The organism is Halomonas sp. (assembly GCF_014859505.1).
Classification (GTDB): Bacteria; Pseudomonadota; Gammaproteobacteria; order Pseudomonadales; family Halomonadaceae; genus Halomonas.
Genome location: NZ_JACUUD010000022.1, coordinates 1 through 13,286, shown reverse-complemented (window position 1 = coordinate 13,286; position 13,286 = coordinate 1). Strand labels below are relative to the sequence as shown.

The 13,286-nt window shown below is 67.5% G+C and carries 16 protein-coding genes; 11 read left to right on the top strand and 5 right to left on the bottom strand.

Going from position 1 to position 13,286, the window contains the following annotated elements; genetic code table 11:
* Positions 1-87: 87 nt before the first annotated feature.
* Both IBX53_RS05220 and IBX53_RS05215 read left to right on the top strand, forming a co-directional pair.
* The gene (locus IBX53_RS05220; RefSeq protein WP_290906451.1) at positions 88-1,362 is read left to right on the top strand and encodes an ATP-binding protein; all 1,275 of its coding nucleotides are present in this window, start codon (positions 88-90) and stop codon (positions 1,360-1,362) included.
* Positions 1,363-1,389: 27 nt separating this feature from the next.
* Positions 1,390-1,935, top strand: coding sequence for a response regulator transcription factor (locus IBX53_RS05215; RefSeq protein WP_290906449.1), 546 nt, complete (start codon positions 1,390-1,392; stop codon positions 1,933-1,935).
* A 24-nt stretch (positions 1,936-1,959) separates the two neighbouring features.
* On the opposite strand, the gene IBX53_RS05210 is transcribed toward IBX53_RS05215, so the two are convergent.
* Positions 1,960-2,733 carry a 3-hydroxybutyrate dehydrogenase gene (locus tag IBX53_RS05210; RefSeq protein ID WP_290906447.1) on the bottom strand — a complete coding sequence of 258 codons (774 nt, stop codon included), beginning with the start codon at positions 2,731-2,733 and terminating at the stop codon, positions 1,960-1,962.
* 70 nt (positions 2,734-2,803) lie between these two features.
* Positions 2,804-3,250 carry a [NiFe]-hydrogenase assembly chaperone HybE gene (gene hybE, locus IBX53_RS05205; RefSeq protein ID WP_290906445.1) on the bottom strand — a complete coding sequence of 149 codons (447 nt, stop codon included), beginning with the start codon at positions 3,248-3,250 and terminating at the stop codon, positions 2,804-2,806.
* A 105-nt stretch (positions 3,251-3,355) separates the two neighbouring features.
* On the opposite strand from hybE, the gene IBX53_RS05200 reads away from it, so the two are divergent.
* From IBX53_RS05200 to IBX53_RS05190, 3 genes are all read left to right on the top strand, one after another.
* Positions 3,356-4,171 carry an inositol monophosphatase family protein gene (locus tag IBX53_RS05200; protein ID WP_290906443.1) on the top strand — a complete coding sequence of 272 codons (816 nt, stop codon included), beginning with the start codon at positions 3,356-3,358 and terminating at the stop codon, positions 4,169-4,171.
* 134 nt (positions 4,172-4,305) lie between these two features.
* Positions 4,306-4,581 carry a GrxA family glutaredoxin gene (locus tag IBX53_RS05195; RefSeq protein WP_290906433.1) on the top strand — a complete coding sequence of 92 codons (276 nt, stop codon included), beginning with the start codon at positions 4,306-4,308 and terminating at the stop codon, positions 4,579-4,581.
* Between the two features lie 125 nt (positions 4,582-4,706).
* Complete coding sequence (locus tag IBX53_RS05190) at positions 4,707-5,474, top strand: DUF1338 domain-containing protein (RefSeq protein ID WP_290906430.1); 768 nt, start codon at positions 4,707-4,709, stop codon at positions 5,472-5,474.
* 127 nt (positions 5,475-5,601) lie between these two features.
* Here IBX53_RS05190 and IBX53_RS05185 read toward each other — a convergent pair whose 3' ends face one another.
* Together IBX53_RS05185 and IBX53_RS05180 are read right to left on the bottom strand one after the other, a co-directional pair.
* On the bottom strand, positions 5,602-6,261 hold the full coding sequence (locus IBX53_RS05185; RefSeq protein WP_290906426.1) for a CoA transferase subunit B: 660 nt from the start codon (positions 6,259-6,261) through the stop codon (positions 5,602-5,604).
* 91 nt (positions 6,262-6,352) lie between these two features.
* Positions 6,353-7,054, bottom strand: coding sequence for a CoA transferase subunit A (locus tag IBX53_RS05180; RefSeq protein WP_290906423.1), 702 nt, complete (start codon positions 7,052-7,054; stop codon positions 6,353-6,355).
* A gap of 242 nt (positions 7,055-7,296) precedes the next feature.
* Between IBX53_RS05180 and IBX53_RS05175 the strand changes: the two genes are divergently transcribed.
* The 6 genes from IBX53_RS05175 (at position 7,297) to IBX53_RS05150 (ending at position 12,459) form a co-directional block, all read left to right on the top strand.
* Positions 7,297-8,193 carry a LysR family transcriptional regulator gene (locus IBX53_RS05175; RefSeq protein ID WP_290906420.1) on the top strand — a complete coding sequence of 299 codons (897 nt, stop codon included), beginning with the start codon at positions 7,297-7,299 and terminating at the stop codon, positions 8,191-8,193.
* Positions 8,194-8,273: 80 nt separating this feature from the next.
* Positions 8,274-9,140: an acyltransferase gene (locus IBX53_RS05170; RefSeq protein WP_290906418.1), complete on the top strand. Its 867-nt coding sequence runs from the start codon at positions 8,274-8,276 to the stop codon at positions 9,138-9,140.
* Positions 9,092-10,030 (top strand): LysM peptidoglycan-binding domain-containing protein, encoded by a 939-nt coding sequence (locus IBX53_RS05165; protein WP_290906415.1) that lies wholly within the window; start codon positions 9,092-9,094, stop codon positions 10,028-10,030. Before IBX53_RS05170 ends, IBX53_RS05165 begins: the two co-directional genes overlap by 49 nt.
* Positions 10,031-10,137: 107 nt before the next feature.
* Positions 10,138-11,298 carry a glycosyltransferase family 1 protein gene (locus IBX53_RS05160; RefSeq protein ID WP_290906412.1) on the top strand — a complete coding sequence of 387 codons (1,161 nt, stop codon included), beginning with the start codon at positions 10,138-10,140 and terminating at the stop codon, positions 11,296-11,298.
* On the top strand, positions 11,270-11,812 hold the full coding sequence (locus IBX53_RS05155; protein WP_290906410.1) for a phosphatase PAP2 family protein: 543 nt from the start codon (positions 11,270-11,272) through the stop codon (positions 11,810-11,812). Before IBX53_RS05160 ends, IBX53_RS05155 begins: the two co-directional genes overlap by 29 nt.
* Before the next feature lie 50 nt (positions 11,813-11,862).
* Positions 11,863-12,459, top strand: a complete 597-nt coding sequence (locus IBX53_RS05150) for an alpha-ketoglutarate-dependent dioxygenase AlkB (RefSeq protein WP_290906407.1) — start codon at positions 11,863-11,865, stop codon at positions 12,457-12,459.
* 129 nt (positions 12,460-12,588) lie between these two features.
* Here IBX53_RS05150 and IBX53_RS05145 read toward each other — a convergent pair.
* The coding region (locus IBX53_RS05145) for a glycine cleavage T C-terminal barrel domain-containing protein (RefSeq protein WP_290906404.1) at positions 12,589-13,286 on the bottom strand (698 nt) is incomplete at its 5' end.

Below are 13,286 nucleotides of genomic sequence, written 5' to 3'. Positions count from 1 at the left end.
GTGGCGGCATTCTACGCCGGTCGGACTGCGAAATGTAGGGCGGCCCCGCAGCGGTTATGATGGTGGGCCTGTCAGCGAGGAGCCGCCATGACCGCCACCCAGCCACTGCCCCTCTCCACCCCCAGTCGCAATCTGGTGCGCCTGACCCTCGTGCGCGGGATCACCTGGACCGGGTTCCTGGCCGGGGTGATCATCGGCGTGGAACTGCTCGGCTTCGATCTCCAGGTCAAGGCGGTGATCGGGGTAGTGCTGGCCATGGCGCTGGTCAACCTGGCCACCTGGTGGCGCCTGGGACGCCACCGCGTCGTCTCCCACGTCGAGTACCTGGCCCACCTGCTGGCCGACGTGGCGGGCCTCACCCTGCTGTTCTACTTCACCGGTGGCTCCAGCAACCCCTTCATCACCTACTACCTGGTGCCGGTGACCATCGCCGCCGCTACCCTGCCCTGGCGCTATGCCTGGATCATCGCCACCTCGGCGCTGCTGGCCTACTCGCTGCTGATGGTGCATTACCACCCGGTGCCACAGCTGACCCACGGGGGCCTTGCCGATCACGGTGTCAGCCTTCACGTGCTGGGCATGTGGCTCAACTTCGCCCTGTCGGCCGGGCTGGTGACCTTCTTCATCTACAAGATGGCCCATGCGCTGCGCAGCCGGGAGCAGGCGCTGTCACGCACCCGGGAAGCCGCCCTGCGCAACGAACAGGTGCTGGCCGTGGCCACCCAGGCGGCGGGCACCGCCCACGAACTGGGTACCCCGCTCTCCACCATGGCGGTGCTGCTCACCGAGATGCGCGATGACGCCCGGGACAATCACATGCTGCTCAAGGACATCGAACTGCTGCGCCAGCAGGTGGACACCTGCAAGACACGGCTGCGCCAACTGGTCGAGAACGCCGACCGCCGACGCATGGAAGAGCCCCAGGTGCGCGATGCCGAAATGTGGCTGGCCGGCGTGGTGCAGCGCTGGCTGGTGCTGCGCCCCGATGTCAGCCACCGCATGGAGGTGGCCGAGCGCCGCGGACGACCCTGGATCTCGGTGGATACCACCCTGGAGCAGGCGCTGACCAACCTGCTCAACAACGCGGCCGACGCCAACCCGGACGATATCCTGATCGGCCTGGACTGGAACGCCGAGGAGGTGATCGTCGATATCCGCGACCATGGCCCGGGCGTCGCGCTCTCCATCGCCGACCAGCTCGGCGAGACCTTCGTCTCGACCAAGAGCAAGGGGCTCGGCATCGGCCTGTTCCTGACCCACGCCACCATCAACCGCCTCGGCGGCGGCGTGAGCCTGTACAATCACCCCGAGGGAGGCACCCTGACCGAAGTGGTGCTGCCGCGCAGCGACCCGGCCAGCTGAGCCATCACCCGCGAACACGAGGACGCCATGCAAGAGTCAACCACCGCCGAGCGGCTGCTGATCATCGACGACGACGAGATGTTCTGCCACGTGCTGGATCGCGCCTTGCGCCGCCGCGGATTCGAGGTGCTGGTGGCCCATGACGCCGAGCAGGCCCTGGCTGTGGCGCATCAGCAGCAGCCGACGCTCGCCACCCTGGACCTGAAGCTGGAGCATGACTCCGGCCTCAAGCTGCTGCCAAATCTGCTGGAGGTCGTGCCGGAGTGCCGGGTGGTGGTGCTGACCGGCTACTCCAGCATCGCCACTGCCGTGGAGGCGATCAAGCTGGGGGCGGTGAACTACCTCTGCAAGCCGGCGGACGCCGACGAGGTGCTGGCCGCCTTCGACAGGGAAACCGGCAATCCGGAGACGGGGGTGGCCGAACAGCCACCCTCGATCAATCGGCTGGCCTGGGAGCACATCCAGAAGGTGCTGCAGGAGCACGACGGCAACATCTCCGCCACCGCCCGGGCGCTGGGCATGCACCGGCGCACGCTGCAGCGCAAGCTGCAGAAGCGACCGGTGCGGCGCTAACCGCGCGAGACGGCCCGGAGCGGGTTACTGCGCCGTCCAGCCCAGGTCGATGTTCCAGCTCGACCCGGTGACGGCGCCGGCAGAGTCCGAGGCCATGTAAGCGACCAGCTCGGCCACTTCGGAAGGCTCTATCAGCCGCTTGACGGCAGCGTTCTTGAGCATGATCTGTTCGATCACCTCCTGCTCCTCCATGCCATGGAGCTTCGCCTGGTCGGCGATCTGGTTGTCCACCAGCGGGGTCTTCACGTAGGCCGGGCAGATGGCGTTGGCGGTGATCCCCTGGGCCCCACCCTCCAGTGCCGCGGTCTTGGTCAGCCCGATCATGCCGTGCTTCGCGCTGATGTAGGCGGACTTGCCGGGGGAAGCCACCTGGGCATGCACCGAGGCGATGTTGATCACCCGGCCCCAGCCGTTCTCACGCATGGAGGGCCAGGCGGCCTGGGTCAGCAGGAAGGGCGCGGTCAGCATCAGGTCGATGATCTGGCGCCATTTTGCCTCCGGAAACTCCTCGATGGGCGCGACGTGCTGGATACCGGCATTGTTGACCAGGATGTCCACACGACCGAAGCGGCGGATGGCCTCGGCCACCGCGGCCTTGCAGGCCTCGCCGTCGGTGAGGTCGGCCTCGAAGAAGGCCGCACCGACGCGTTCGGCCACCTCGGCGCCCGCCGGGTTGAAGTCCACGGCCAGCACCTGATGACCCAGCTCGCGGAAATGACGAACCACGGCTTCGCCGATGCCGCTGGTGGTGCCGGTCACGAGTGCGACGCGGGGAATGAAAGTGGCGGATCCTGTCATGGACGACTCCTTATCGTGGAAATTCGAGCATCGCAATGATGCAGCGCAACCAGCATAAGGCGGGGCCGCGTCAGACGCCACCTTCACCCTTCTGGCCGGGGGCCATCACCCGCTCCATCAGCTGCTGGGCGAGCCGGCTGGCCGCCTGACGGCTGGCCACATCGGAGAGATCATCGAGAAGCACCAGTCGCCGGCACCACCGGGTCTCGCCCAGCAGGACAGTCTCCAGGGGGTAGACCCCCGAGGGCAGGGTCAGCCAGTGCCGGCTGCCTGCCTCGGGCGGCTCGCCCGCTTCGGCGGCAGGCACCATGACCAGCCACAGCGAGACCGGTGTCACCAGGACACCCACCAGCTGCTCCCCCAGAACGGGGTCGCCGTGGCGCTGAAAGCAGAGGGCATCGGCGGCCAGGCGCGGGTTGAAGAGCGGTGAGGCCTTGGCCTCACGCAGATGGACACGGGTCCAGGCCTCGGCCAGCCGGCGCAGGCGAGCGTAGTGCTCGGGGGTCAGGACATGCATCCGGGATTCCTCGGCAAATGCACCGCAGTATAGCCCCACCCTCCTCGCGGGACAGCTCGGCCTGCTATGCTGGAGGACTGTCCCACCCACCCGTTGGAGCCCCTCATGACCGATGCCGAACGCCTGATCCTGGCTGTCGAGATCGCCCGGGAGGCCGGTGAGATGATCCGCGAGGCCCGGGATCGGCAGACCTTTGGCCACCGCTACAAGCCGGGCCATGAGCTGGTCACCGATGTGGATATTGCCGTGGACACCCATATCACCGCCCGCCTCGAGGCCCGCTTCCCCGACGAGGCGCGACTCAGCGAGGAACTGGCCCCGAACCGCGACGTGCTGAACGACGATGTGCCGCTGTGGGTGGTGGATCCCATCGATGGCACCGTCAACTTCGCCCATGGCCTGCACCACGTGGCGGTCTCCATCGCCTGGGCGGTGGCCGGTCGCGTGCGCCTCGGCGTGGTCCATGCCCCCTTCCTCGGCGAGACCTTCACCGCCCTGGCCGGCCAGGGCGCCTTCTGCAACGACCGCCTCATCCAGGCAAGCCGCACCGGCAACCTCGAGCACAGCCTGGTGGGTACCGGCTTTCCCTACCGGCGAGACAGCCGCCCGCCGCTGATGCGTCGCCTGACGGCTGTCCTTCAGCACTGCCAGGACGTGCGCCGCAACGGCTCGGCGGCGCTGGACCTGTGTGACGTTGCCTGCGGCCGGCTCGATGGGTACTACGAGAGCGTCTCCCCCTGGGACTTCGCCGCCGGCTGGCTGATCGCCCGGGAGGCAGGCGCCCGCACCGGCCACCTCTACCCCTGCCCCACGGGCTACCCCGAGGATCTCTACGGCGAGAACCTGCTGGTCACAAGCCCCGGCATCTACCGCGAACTGGGCCAGCTGCTGCGCCGCGCCGATGCCGGTGAGGCTGGATAGGGGTAGATGACCGCCCTCTTGATCCAGTCGTTGATAGGACGCAGCAATGGCGCGCCTTGATCCCGGCTATTGGCGAGCCCAGCCTCGATCCGTCACAATGCGCGCATACGACACTTTCCCCACCAGGAGTCCGCATGTTCGTTGTCATCTTCGGCCGCCCAGGCTGCCCCTACTGTGTCTTCGCCAACGAACTGGCCTCCCGGCTGCAGAATGCCGGTGCCATCGAGGGCTTTCGCTACGTGGATATCCAGGCGGAGGGCATCACCAAAGCCGATCTGGAGAAGACCATCGGCAGGCCGGTGCATACCGTGCCGCAGATCTTCATCGACGAGACCCCGATCGGCGGCTACACAGAATTCGAGAGTTACGTTCGCCAGCACCGCCTGCTGGAGCCGGCCCGCAGCGTCTGACCCCCGCTCCCCTTCCCTCGCCCCGAGCAGGGCCGGCCGGCTCAAAGCGTCATCCCGGCGTTGAATGGCCAGAGGGCTCACCTGCCTATACTTCCCGCCAGCATCCACGACAAGGGAAGCCAACGATGCAGAGGGAAGAGTTTGTCCAGCAGCTGTGGCTGGACTTTATCCACCAGCACCCGGACGTGGGGGCCCTGAGGCTCTGGCCGGTCGATGCTCCGGCGGAATACCTGGCGCTGCTGACGCTGAATCACGGGCCCTGGTGCATGGATGCCCTGCTGCCCAGCCTGGCGCGCCTCGGCTATCGCCCCGGGCATCGCCACGCCATGGCCGATCGCGGCCTGCTCGTCACGCTGCTCTCGCCGCCCGATGATGGCCCCTGGCTGGTGCTGGCCGAGCTTCAACTCGGCACCCTCTCCAGGGAGCCCCGCCAGCGACTCGAGTCGCTCATGGCCCTGGCGCCCAAGGCGGACCAACGGGGCCAGAATCTGCTGTGCCGCGGACGCCCCTGGCCGATGCCGGACTGGGTTACCTACCAGGCGCTGCAAGCGGCCCACCCCCTGGCCGGCCTGCTCGCCGTCAACGGCCCGCGCCTCCACCATGCCGGGTTCGACTGCCAGCGTCTCGGCGACTCCCTCGAGCACTTCGACGCCCGACTCGGCGAAAATGGCTTACAGGGCAGCAGCGACCGGCACCATGGCATCTTCCCGGTCTCGGGGCTGCTTGATTATCGCTTCTACCCCGCCTGCTCCCAGCGCCTGGCCTTCGCCGATGGCGATGAGCACCGCATCGACAGCGGCGGGCTGGCGCTGGTGCAGAAATCGGTGAGCGCCAACCAGGAGCGCGCCGTGGAACTGCTGCTGCCCCATCACACCCGCTGCGAGATCGCCTGAGCAACACGTTCCACACCCTTATTTCCTGCTACCCCCCCATCGCTTGCCACAACGCCATGACGACGGACATGACGACGCCGGCCCGGACGCAGTGCGTCCGGGCCGGCGAGGAACACAGCCTATGTGATCAGTCGAAGGTCATCTCCGGCACGTGATCGGGCACTATGAGCTTGCCGGAGGTCTTCTCGACGATCTCCTCCACGGAGACGCCCGGTGCACGCTCCTTGAGGTGGAAGGCGCCATCCTTGATCTCCAGGTAGGCCAGGTCGGTCAGCACCCGGTTGATGCAGCCTGCGCCGGTCAGTGGCAGGGTGCACTTCTCGAGCAGCTTGGACTCGCCGTGCTTGGAGGCGTGGGTCATGGTGCAGATGATGTTCTCGGCACCGGCCACCAGGTCCATGGCGCCGCCCATGCCCTTGATCAGCTTGCCGGGCACCATCCAGGAGGCGATGTTGCCCTCCTGATCCACCTCGAAGGCGCCGAGCACGGTCAGATCCACATGGCCGCCGCGGATCATGGCGAAGGACTCGGCGGAGTCGAAGATCGCCGCGCCGGGGCGAGCGGTGACCGTCTGCTTGCCGGCATTGATCATGTCGGCGTCGACCTCCTCCTCGCTGGGGAAACGCCCCATGCCGAGCAGGCCGTTCTCGGACTGCAGCATCACGTCGATGCCGTCCGGCACATAGTTCGCCACCAGGGTCGGGATGCCGATGCCCAGGTTGACGTAGAAGCCGTCCTCGAGTTCGCGCGCCACGCGCATTGCCATCTGTTCGCGAGTAAGTGCCATCTTGTTGCCTCGTTGTTCGATGTAACAGCTTCGGGGGAGAAGCTCAGGGTGAAGCGCCGGCCGAGCCGGCCGTCAACGCATCGCGGTGGCCTCAGGCCTCGCGGACGGTGCGCTTCTCGATGCGCTTCTCGAAGCTGCCCTGGATGATCCGGTCGACATAGATGCCCGGGGTGTGGATCTGATCGGGGCTCAGTTCGCCCGGCTCGACGATCTCCTCCACTTCCACCACGGTGATCTTGCCGCAGGTGGCGGCCAGCGGGTTGAAGTTCTGGGCGGTGTCGCGGTAGACCACGTTGCCGAAACGGTCGGCCTTCCAGCCCTTGACGATGGCGAAGTCAGCGTGGAACGCCTCTTCGAGGATATAGTGGCGGCCGTTGAACTCGCGCACCTCCTTGCCATCGCCGATCGGCGTGCCGTAGCCGGTGGCCGTGTAGAAGGCGGGAATGCCCGCACCGCCGGCACGCATCTTCTCGGCCAGGGTGCCCTGAGGCGTCAAAATCACCTCGATCTCGTCGTTGAGCATCTGCTGCTCGAACAAGGCATTCTCGCCCACGTAGGAGGCGAAGAAACGCGAGATCTGCTTGTCTTCCAGCAGCAGGCCCAGGCCGAAGCCGTCGACGCCGCAGTTGTTGGAGATCACGGTGAGGTCCTTGACACCGAGACGCTTGATCTCGGCAATCAGGTTCTCGGGGATGCCGCAGAGCCCGAAGCCGCCGGCAACGACGGTCATGCCGCTCTCGATGCCTGCCATTGCCTCTTCGTAGGAGTTAACGCGCTTGTCGAATCCGGCCATAGTGGCGCCTCATGTTGTTGTGAACAGATGTTGTGAAAAAACGTTGCGATGCGTGGGACGCTGCGCTCAATGGAACGTTGCGATCAACAGGGAGTGAGTCTCATGGACCTAACGTGCCAAAGAAGGGTAGCGGATCCCGGGACACGATGGAGACAGTGTTGGCCCTGACGATATATTTGTTAAGTTTGTTTTTTTTATTGATTGATTGTAATAGCTTATAAATTTGACCTTGGTAGCATGCGATGACCGTCAAGCAGCTTCGCGCCTTTCTCGCCGTGGCCCAGACCCTGAGCTTCACCCAGGCCTGCGAGCGGCTCCATCTCTCGCAGCCGGCCTTGAGCCTGGCCATCAAGGGGCTCGAGGAGAGCCTCGGCGGACGCCTGCTGATCCGCACCACCCGCAGCGTGCGTCTCACCCCGGAGGGGGAGTCCTTCGTCCCGCTGGCCAAGCGCCTACTGGCGGAGTGGGACAACACCGAGGAACTGATGCGTCAGCGCTTCACCCTCCAACTGGGCCGCCTGACGGTGGCCACCATGCCGTCATTCGCCAGCAATCTTCTGCCGCCGGCGCTGATGGTCTTTCGCAATCGGCATCCGCGCATCAACGTGACGGTTCACGACGTGATCAACGAGCAGGTCATCGACATGGTACGCGACCGCCAGGTGGAACTGGGCATCGCCTTCGAGCCGGAGGCCGCGGGCAGCCTCACCTTCACACCGCTGTTCATCGACCGCTTCGTGGCCGTAGTACCCTCCCGCTCGCTGCTGGCCCATCACCATAGGCTCAGCTGGGAGACCCTGCTGACCCATGACTTCATCGCGCTGCAGCGCCCCTCCATGGTGCGCCGGCTACTGGAGCAGCAGCTCGGCGAACGCGGCATTCGCCTGCCCTCCGCCTTCGAGAGCCACCAGTTGGCCACCGTGGGTCGCATGGTGGCCAGCGGTCTCGGGGTCAGTGCGGTGCCCTCGCTGTGCGCGCAGCAGATGGAGGAGCTCGGCGCCCGCTGCCTGCCGCTGGACGACCCGGCCATCGAGCGCGCCGTCGGGATGTTCACCCACGGCGAACTTTCCGCCGCCGCCCTGGCCCTGCGTCAGGTGCTGGTGGAGACGCTGGGCCATCCCGAGCAGGAGCAAGACTGATGACGCTGGGCAGCCGCCCGACGATCCTTTAGCATTGCCTCATCTGATCCTCTCCTGCCCCTTCGTCCACGGAGTGACGCATGCAGACCCTCAAGGGCCTCGTCAGCCTCTTGCTGCTCACCGTCAACACCCTGTTCTGGGGCGTGCCCCTGATCCTGCTCACCCTGCTCAAGCTGGTAACTCCCGGGCGTGCCCTGCGCCGACGGGTGCTACAGGGACTCAACGCACTGGCCCTGAACTGGATTGGCGTCAACCTGTGGTGGATGCGACGCTGGCTCAAGCCTCACTTCGAGCTCGAGATCCCCGAGGGACTCGGCCGCAATCAGTGGTGGCTGGTGATCTCCAACCACCGCAGCTGGACCGACATCTTCGTGCTGTTCTTCGCGCTGCATCGGCGCATCCCCATGCCGCGCTTCTTCCTCAAGCGTCAGCTGATCTGGGTCCCCATCGTGGGTCTCGCCTGGTGGGCCCTGGAGTACCCCTTCATGCGCCGCATGAACGCGGAACAGCGGGCACGCCATCCCCACCTAGCTCGGCGCGACCAGGAGGCCACCGAGCGGATGTGCCGTCGCGCCAGGGAGGCCCCCATCGCCATCTTCAATTTTCTCGAGGGCACCCGGTTCACCCCGGCCAAGCGCGAGGCCCAGGGGGCGCCCTTTCGCGAGCTGTTGCGCCCCAGGGCCGGCGGCATCGCCCAGGTGCTCAACCTGCTCGGCGATCGTCTGGAAGGGATCCTTGACGTGACCCTGAGCTATGACAACCCCAATCCCACCTTCTGGGCCTTCCTGTGCGGACAGGAGCAGCGCGTGGTCATGAAGACGCGTATCCTGCCGATCCCCGACTGGATGCTCGAGGGAGACTATCAGGACGATCCGGACTTCAAGGAGCGGTTCCACTCATGGCTGAACGCCCTGTGGCAGGAAAAGGACGACTCGCTCTCGCGTTGATGCTGGCAACGCTGCTGCTGGGTGGGTGTGCCTCACGGCCGGACGCCCCCGACAGCGTGCGCAGCGCCAGCACCGCGGAGAGCGGAGGCTGGGTGGTGGTTCAGCGCGGCGACACCCTGGGCGAGATTGCCCGGCGCGGCAACGTGCCCCTGGAACGGCTGCAGCGCTTCAACCCCGACGCCGATTCGAGGCGGCTCGCCGTGGGCCAGCGCCTGCTGATGCCGACCCAGCAGGAGCGTGCCCCCTCAGGGGGGCCCTACCGCTACCAGGTGCGCCCCGGCGACACCTACTCGAGCATCGCGCGACGCTTCAACACCCGCTCATCGCGCATCCAGGCCGCCAACCCCGGCGTCGAGCCCACCGCCCTGAGGGTCGGCCAGGTGCTACAGGTGCCCCTCGCGAGCGCAGGCACGGCCATCGCCGGTCGTTCGGCATCCACCGGGTCTAGTGGCGGTTCGAGCAGCGCCCCGGCGCCGGCCCGGGCCAGCCTGCCCCCCCCAGGCGACCTGCCCCGCTCGGCTCGCAACTGGCCCTGGCCACTGGAGGACTACCGCATCGTGCGCGCCTTCGGCGCCGACGGCCGCGGCACCCTGCAGCCGATGCTGCTGGCCACCAATCGCGGCGCCCAGGCCAGCGCGGTCGCCGACGGCGAGGTACGTTTCGCCGACAGCATGCGCCAACTGGGGCAGGTGGTGATCGTCCACCACGCCGACAACCTCCAAAGCGTCTACGCCCTGTGCGAGAAGCCTCTGGTGGCCAACGGGGACCGAGTCAGCCGGGGCACCCCGGTGTGTGAGGTGGGCTACAGCAGCGCCAGCGAACGCTATGACCTGCTGTTCGACCTGCGTCACGGCGGCAAGCCCGTCGATCCACGCCGCGTGCTGCGCTGAAGCGCGTCACCTAACCGTCACCCCGGCGACGCCGGGGTGTCATCGCGTTTCTGCATTCTCGCCTGTGACGGGGCCCAAGACGGGCCCGCCACGCCGCGGGGATGCACATGCGTATCTGTCTGGTCAGCGAGACCTGGGCACCGGAGATCAACGGCGTCGCCCACACCCTGGGTCACCTGAGCCGGGAAGCCCTTGCCCGAGGCCATCGCCTGCAACTGGTGCGCCCGAGGCCGGTCATCCCTGCGCCTCCGCGCAGCGACGGCATGGAGGCCGAACTGCGGGTACGCGGAGTCTCCCTGCCCGGCTATCGGGAGGTGAGGCTGGGGCTCCCCGCCGCCCGCCGCCTCGGTGAATTCTGGCGCGAACAGCGTCCCGACGTGGTCTATCTGGCCACCCAGGGGCCGCTGGGCTGGTCGGCCCAGGGCGTCGCCAAACGCCTGGGCATTCCTTGCGTTGCCGGCTGGCACACCAACTTCGACCACTACTGCCAGGACTACGGCATTCCCTGGCTGAGCGGCCCGGTGCGGCGGAGGCTACGCACCTTCCACAACCGCAGCCAGGCCACCCTGGTGCCGACCCACCGGCAGGCCGATGAGCTCACGGAAGACGGCTTCCGGGAGGTGCGGGTCATGGCACGCGGCATCGACGGCGAGCGCTTCTCGCCGGCCCATCGCGACCCCGACCTGCGCGCCCGCTGGGGAGCCGGCGAACACACCCCGGTCATCCTCCACGTGGGCCGCCTGGCCCCGGAGAAGAACCTGACGCTGCTGCGGGAGAGCTGCGTGGCCATCGGCGAGGCCCGCCCGGATGCCCGCATCGTCATCGTCGGCGACGGCCCGGGACGCAAGGCCCTGGCGGCCTCGCTGCCCCATGCCCACTTCACCGGCTTCATCCCCGCCGACGCCCTGGCGCGCCACTATGCCAGCGCCGACCTCTTCGTGTTCCCCTCGCTCTCCGAGACCTGGGGCAACGTGCTGCTCGAGGCCATGGCCAGCGGACTGGCCGCGGTGGCCTTCCGCCATGCCGCCGGCGCCGAACTGATCGACCACGACCTCAACGGCATGGCGCTGGCGGTGGATGACGCTGGCGGCTTTCGGGAGGCCGCCGTCACCCTCTGCCAGCAGCCGGCCCGAAGGGCCCGCCTGGGGCGAAATGCCCGCGAGCGGGCACTGGCCTACGGCTGGCCGGCGATCGCCGACACCTTCCTCTACACCCTCGACAACGCACGGGAGACACCCCATGGACACACGCGCCCCCGCCCTGCTTGACCGCCTCGACCTGCTGGAATGGCGACTCTGCCAGCGCATCGGTCGTCTCAACCTCTATCGCCCCTGGCTCGGGCTGCTGCGCCTGGCCAGCAGGCTCGGCGACTGGCCCGCCTGGGTGATCCTCGTGCTCGCCCAGCCGCTGCTGCAGGAGAGTGGCGGCTGGCGGCACCTGCTGCAATACACCCTGACGGCCCTGATCGCCATCGCCGTCTACCGCCTGGTGAAGACGCGGCTGTGCCGGGAGCGCCCCTTCATCACCTTCGTGGGCAATGTGCGCTGCAGCGAACCGGCCCGCGACCGCTACAGCTTTCCCAGCGGCCACACCATGCATGCGATGATGTTCCTGGCGCTGACCACGAGCCATCTCCCCTGGCTCGCGCCCTGGCTGGTGCCGCTGGTTGCGCTGATCGCCCTCTCCCGGGTCGGCCTCGGCCTGCACTACCTGAGCGACGTGGTTGCCGGCGCCCTGCTCGGGCTTCTGTTTGCCTGCGTGAGCCTGGCCCTGCTCGGCTGACGCTCGTCGCGCGGCTCGTCGCATCAGCAGCGCCATGGCATCCTTGGACGATGCCGACCGAGACCCTGCTGCCCGACCCGCCCCTTTGGCTCACGACTCCCCTGCTGGGGGAGCCCGTTGCCACCCGACTCCTGGCCATCCTCGATGCCGAATTGAGCTGGCAGCGCCCGAGCCTGCGCCTCTATGGCCGCGAGCACCCCATCCCGCGCTGCCAGGTGTGGATGGGCGACCCCGAGGCTTGCTACCGCTATTCGGGCCGCGATTTCCTCCCCGAGCCCTGGCACCCGGCCGTGGCCGAGCTCCGGGACCTGGTGATCATCGCCCTGGCGATGACCGGCACCGAATGCCACTTCAACAGCGTACTGCTCAACCGCTATGCCGGTGGCGAGGAGCGCATGGGCTGGCACAGCGACGACGAACCCGAGCTTGGCCAGGACCCGCTGATCGCCGCCGTCTCGCTGGGCGCCGAGCGCCCGCTGCGCTTTCGCTGGAAGGACCGTCGCGCTCCGGCCTTCAATGCCTGGCTACCCCATGACAGCCTGCTGGTGATGGGCCCCGGCACCCAGGAAAGGCTGCAACACGCCCTGCTCCCGCGGCGGATCCCGGGCCTGCGCATCAGCCTGACGTTTCGTCGGGTGCAAGGCTGAGCGCTGAGAGTGGCGTTGCGTTTACCCTGGAGTGCACAACAGGTAGTTAACGGTATAAAGATGGAACAGGGTCCCTGTCGTAGAACAGCCACCCGAAGGTGGCCGCTCTATGTTCATGAAGGCCAACGATCAGCCGCGATGGTAGCCCGGCGTTACAAAGGGCATCCGGCTCACCGACATCGGCAGGCGCTTGCCGCGAACGTCGGCAAACACCCGGGTACCGAGCTCCGCCTGTTCCAGGGCCACATAACCCATGGCGACCGGCTGACCGACGCTGGGGCCGAAGCCGCCGGAGGTGACGACACCGACGCGGTTGCCGTCGGCATCGAAGAGCTCGGTGCCCTCGCGCACCGGGGCGCGCCCCTCGCCCAGCAGGCCGACCCGCTTGCGCCGATGATCCTTCGCCTCTACCTGGTGCAGGATCACATCCGCCCCGGGGAAGCCGCCGGCACGATCCCCACCCCGGCGGCGTGGCTTGCCGATGGCCCAGATCAGCCCCGCCTCCACCGGCGTGGTCTGGGTGTCGATATCATGGCCGTAGAGGCAGAGCCCCGCCTCCAGGCGCAGCGAGTCCCGCGCTCCCAGGCCGATCGCCTCCACCTCCGGCTCGGCCAGCAGGCGGCGCGCCAGGGCCTCGCTCTGCTCGGCCGCCACCGAGACCTCGAAGCCATCCTCGCCCGTATAGCCGCTGCGGCTGACCCAGACCGGGATACCCTCGATCTCGAAGTGACCATGCTGCATGAAGACCATCTCGCAGGCTGCCGGGCAGAGGCGCGCCATGACCTCGGCGGCCTGCGGGCCCTGCAGCGCCAGCAGGCCCCGCTCTA

Excerpts from the sequence above, each read along its gene's own strand:
- IBX53_RS05220 (WP_290906451.1), top strand. The coding sequence starts at position 88 with ATGACCGCCACCCAGCCACTGCCCCTCTCCACCCCCAGTCGCAATCTG.
- IBX53_RS05215 (WP_290906449.1), top strand. The coding sequence starts at position 1,390 with ATGCAAGAGTCAACCACCGCCGAGCGGCTGCTGATCATCGACGACGAC.
- IBX53_RS05210 (WP_290906447.1), bottom strand. The coding sequence starts at position 2,733 with ATGACAGGATCCGCCACTTTCATTCCCCGCGTCGCACTCGTGACCGGC.
- hybE (WP_290906445.1), bottom strand. The coding sequence starts at position 3,250 with ATGCATGTCCTGACCCCCGAGCACTACGCTCGCCTGCGCCGGCTGGCC.
- IBX53_RS05200 (WP_290906443.1), top strand. The coding sequence starts at position 3,356 with ATGACCGATGCCGAACGCCTGATCCTGGCTGTCGAGATCGCCCGGGAG.
- IBX53_RS05195 (WP_290906433.1), top strand. The coding sequence starts at position 4,306 with ATGTTCGTTGTCATCTTCGGCCGCCCAGGCTGCCCCTACTGTGTCTTC.
- IBX53_RS05190 (WP_290906430.1), top strand. The coding sequence starts at position 4,707 with ATGCAGAGGGAAGAGTTTGTCCAGCAGCTGTGGCTGGACTTTATCCAC.
- IBX53_RS05185 (WP_290906426.1), bottom strand. The coding sequence starts at position 6,261 with ATGGCACTTACTCGCGAACAGATGGCAATGCGCGTGGCGCGCGAACTC.
- IBX53_RS05180 (WP_290906423.1), bottom strand. The coding sequence starts at position 7,054 with ATGGCCGGATTCGACAAGCGCGTTAACTCCTACGAAGAGGCAATGGCA.
- IBX53_RS05175 (WP_290906420.1), top strand. The coding sequence starts at position 7,297 with ATGACCGTCAAGCAGCTTCGCGCCTTTCTCGCCGTGGCCCAGACCCTG.
- IBX53_RS05170 (WP_290906418.1), top strand. The coding sequence starts at position 8,274 with ATGCAGACCCTCAAGGGCCTCGTCAGCCTCTTGCTGCTCACCGTCAAC.
- IBX53_RS05165 (WP_290906415.1), top strand. The coding sequence starts at position 9,092 with ATGGCTGAACGCCCTGTGGCAGGAAAAGGACGACTCGCTCTCGCGTTG.
- IBX53_RS05160 (WP_290906412.1), top strand. The coding sequence starts at position 10,138 with ATGCGTATCTGTCTGGTCAGCGAGACCTGGGCACCGGAGATCAACGGC.
- IBX53_RS05155 (WP_290906410.1), top strand. The coding sequence starts at position 11,270 with ATGGACACACGCGCCCCCGCCCTGCTTGACCGCCTCGACCTGCTGGAA.
- IBX53_RS05150 (WP_290906407.1), top strand. The coding sequence starts at position 11,863 with ATGCCGACCGAGACCCTGCTGCCCGACCCGCCCCTTTGGCTCACGACT.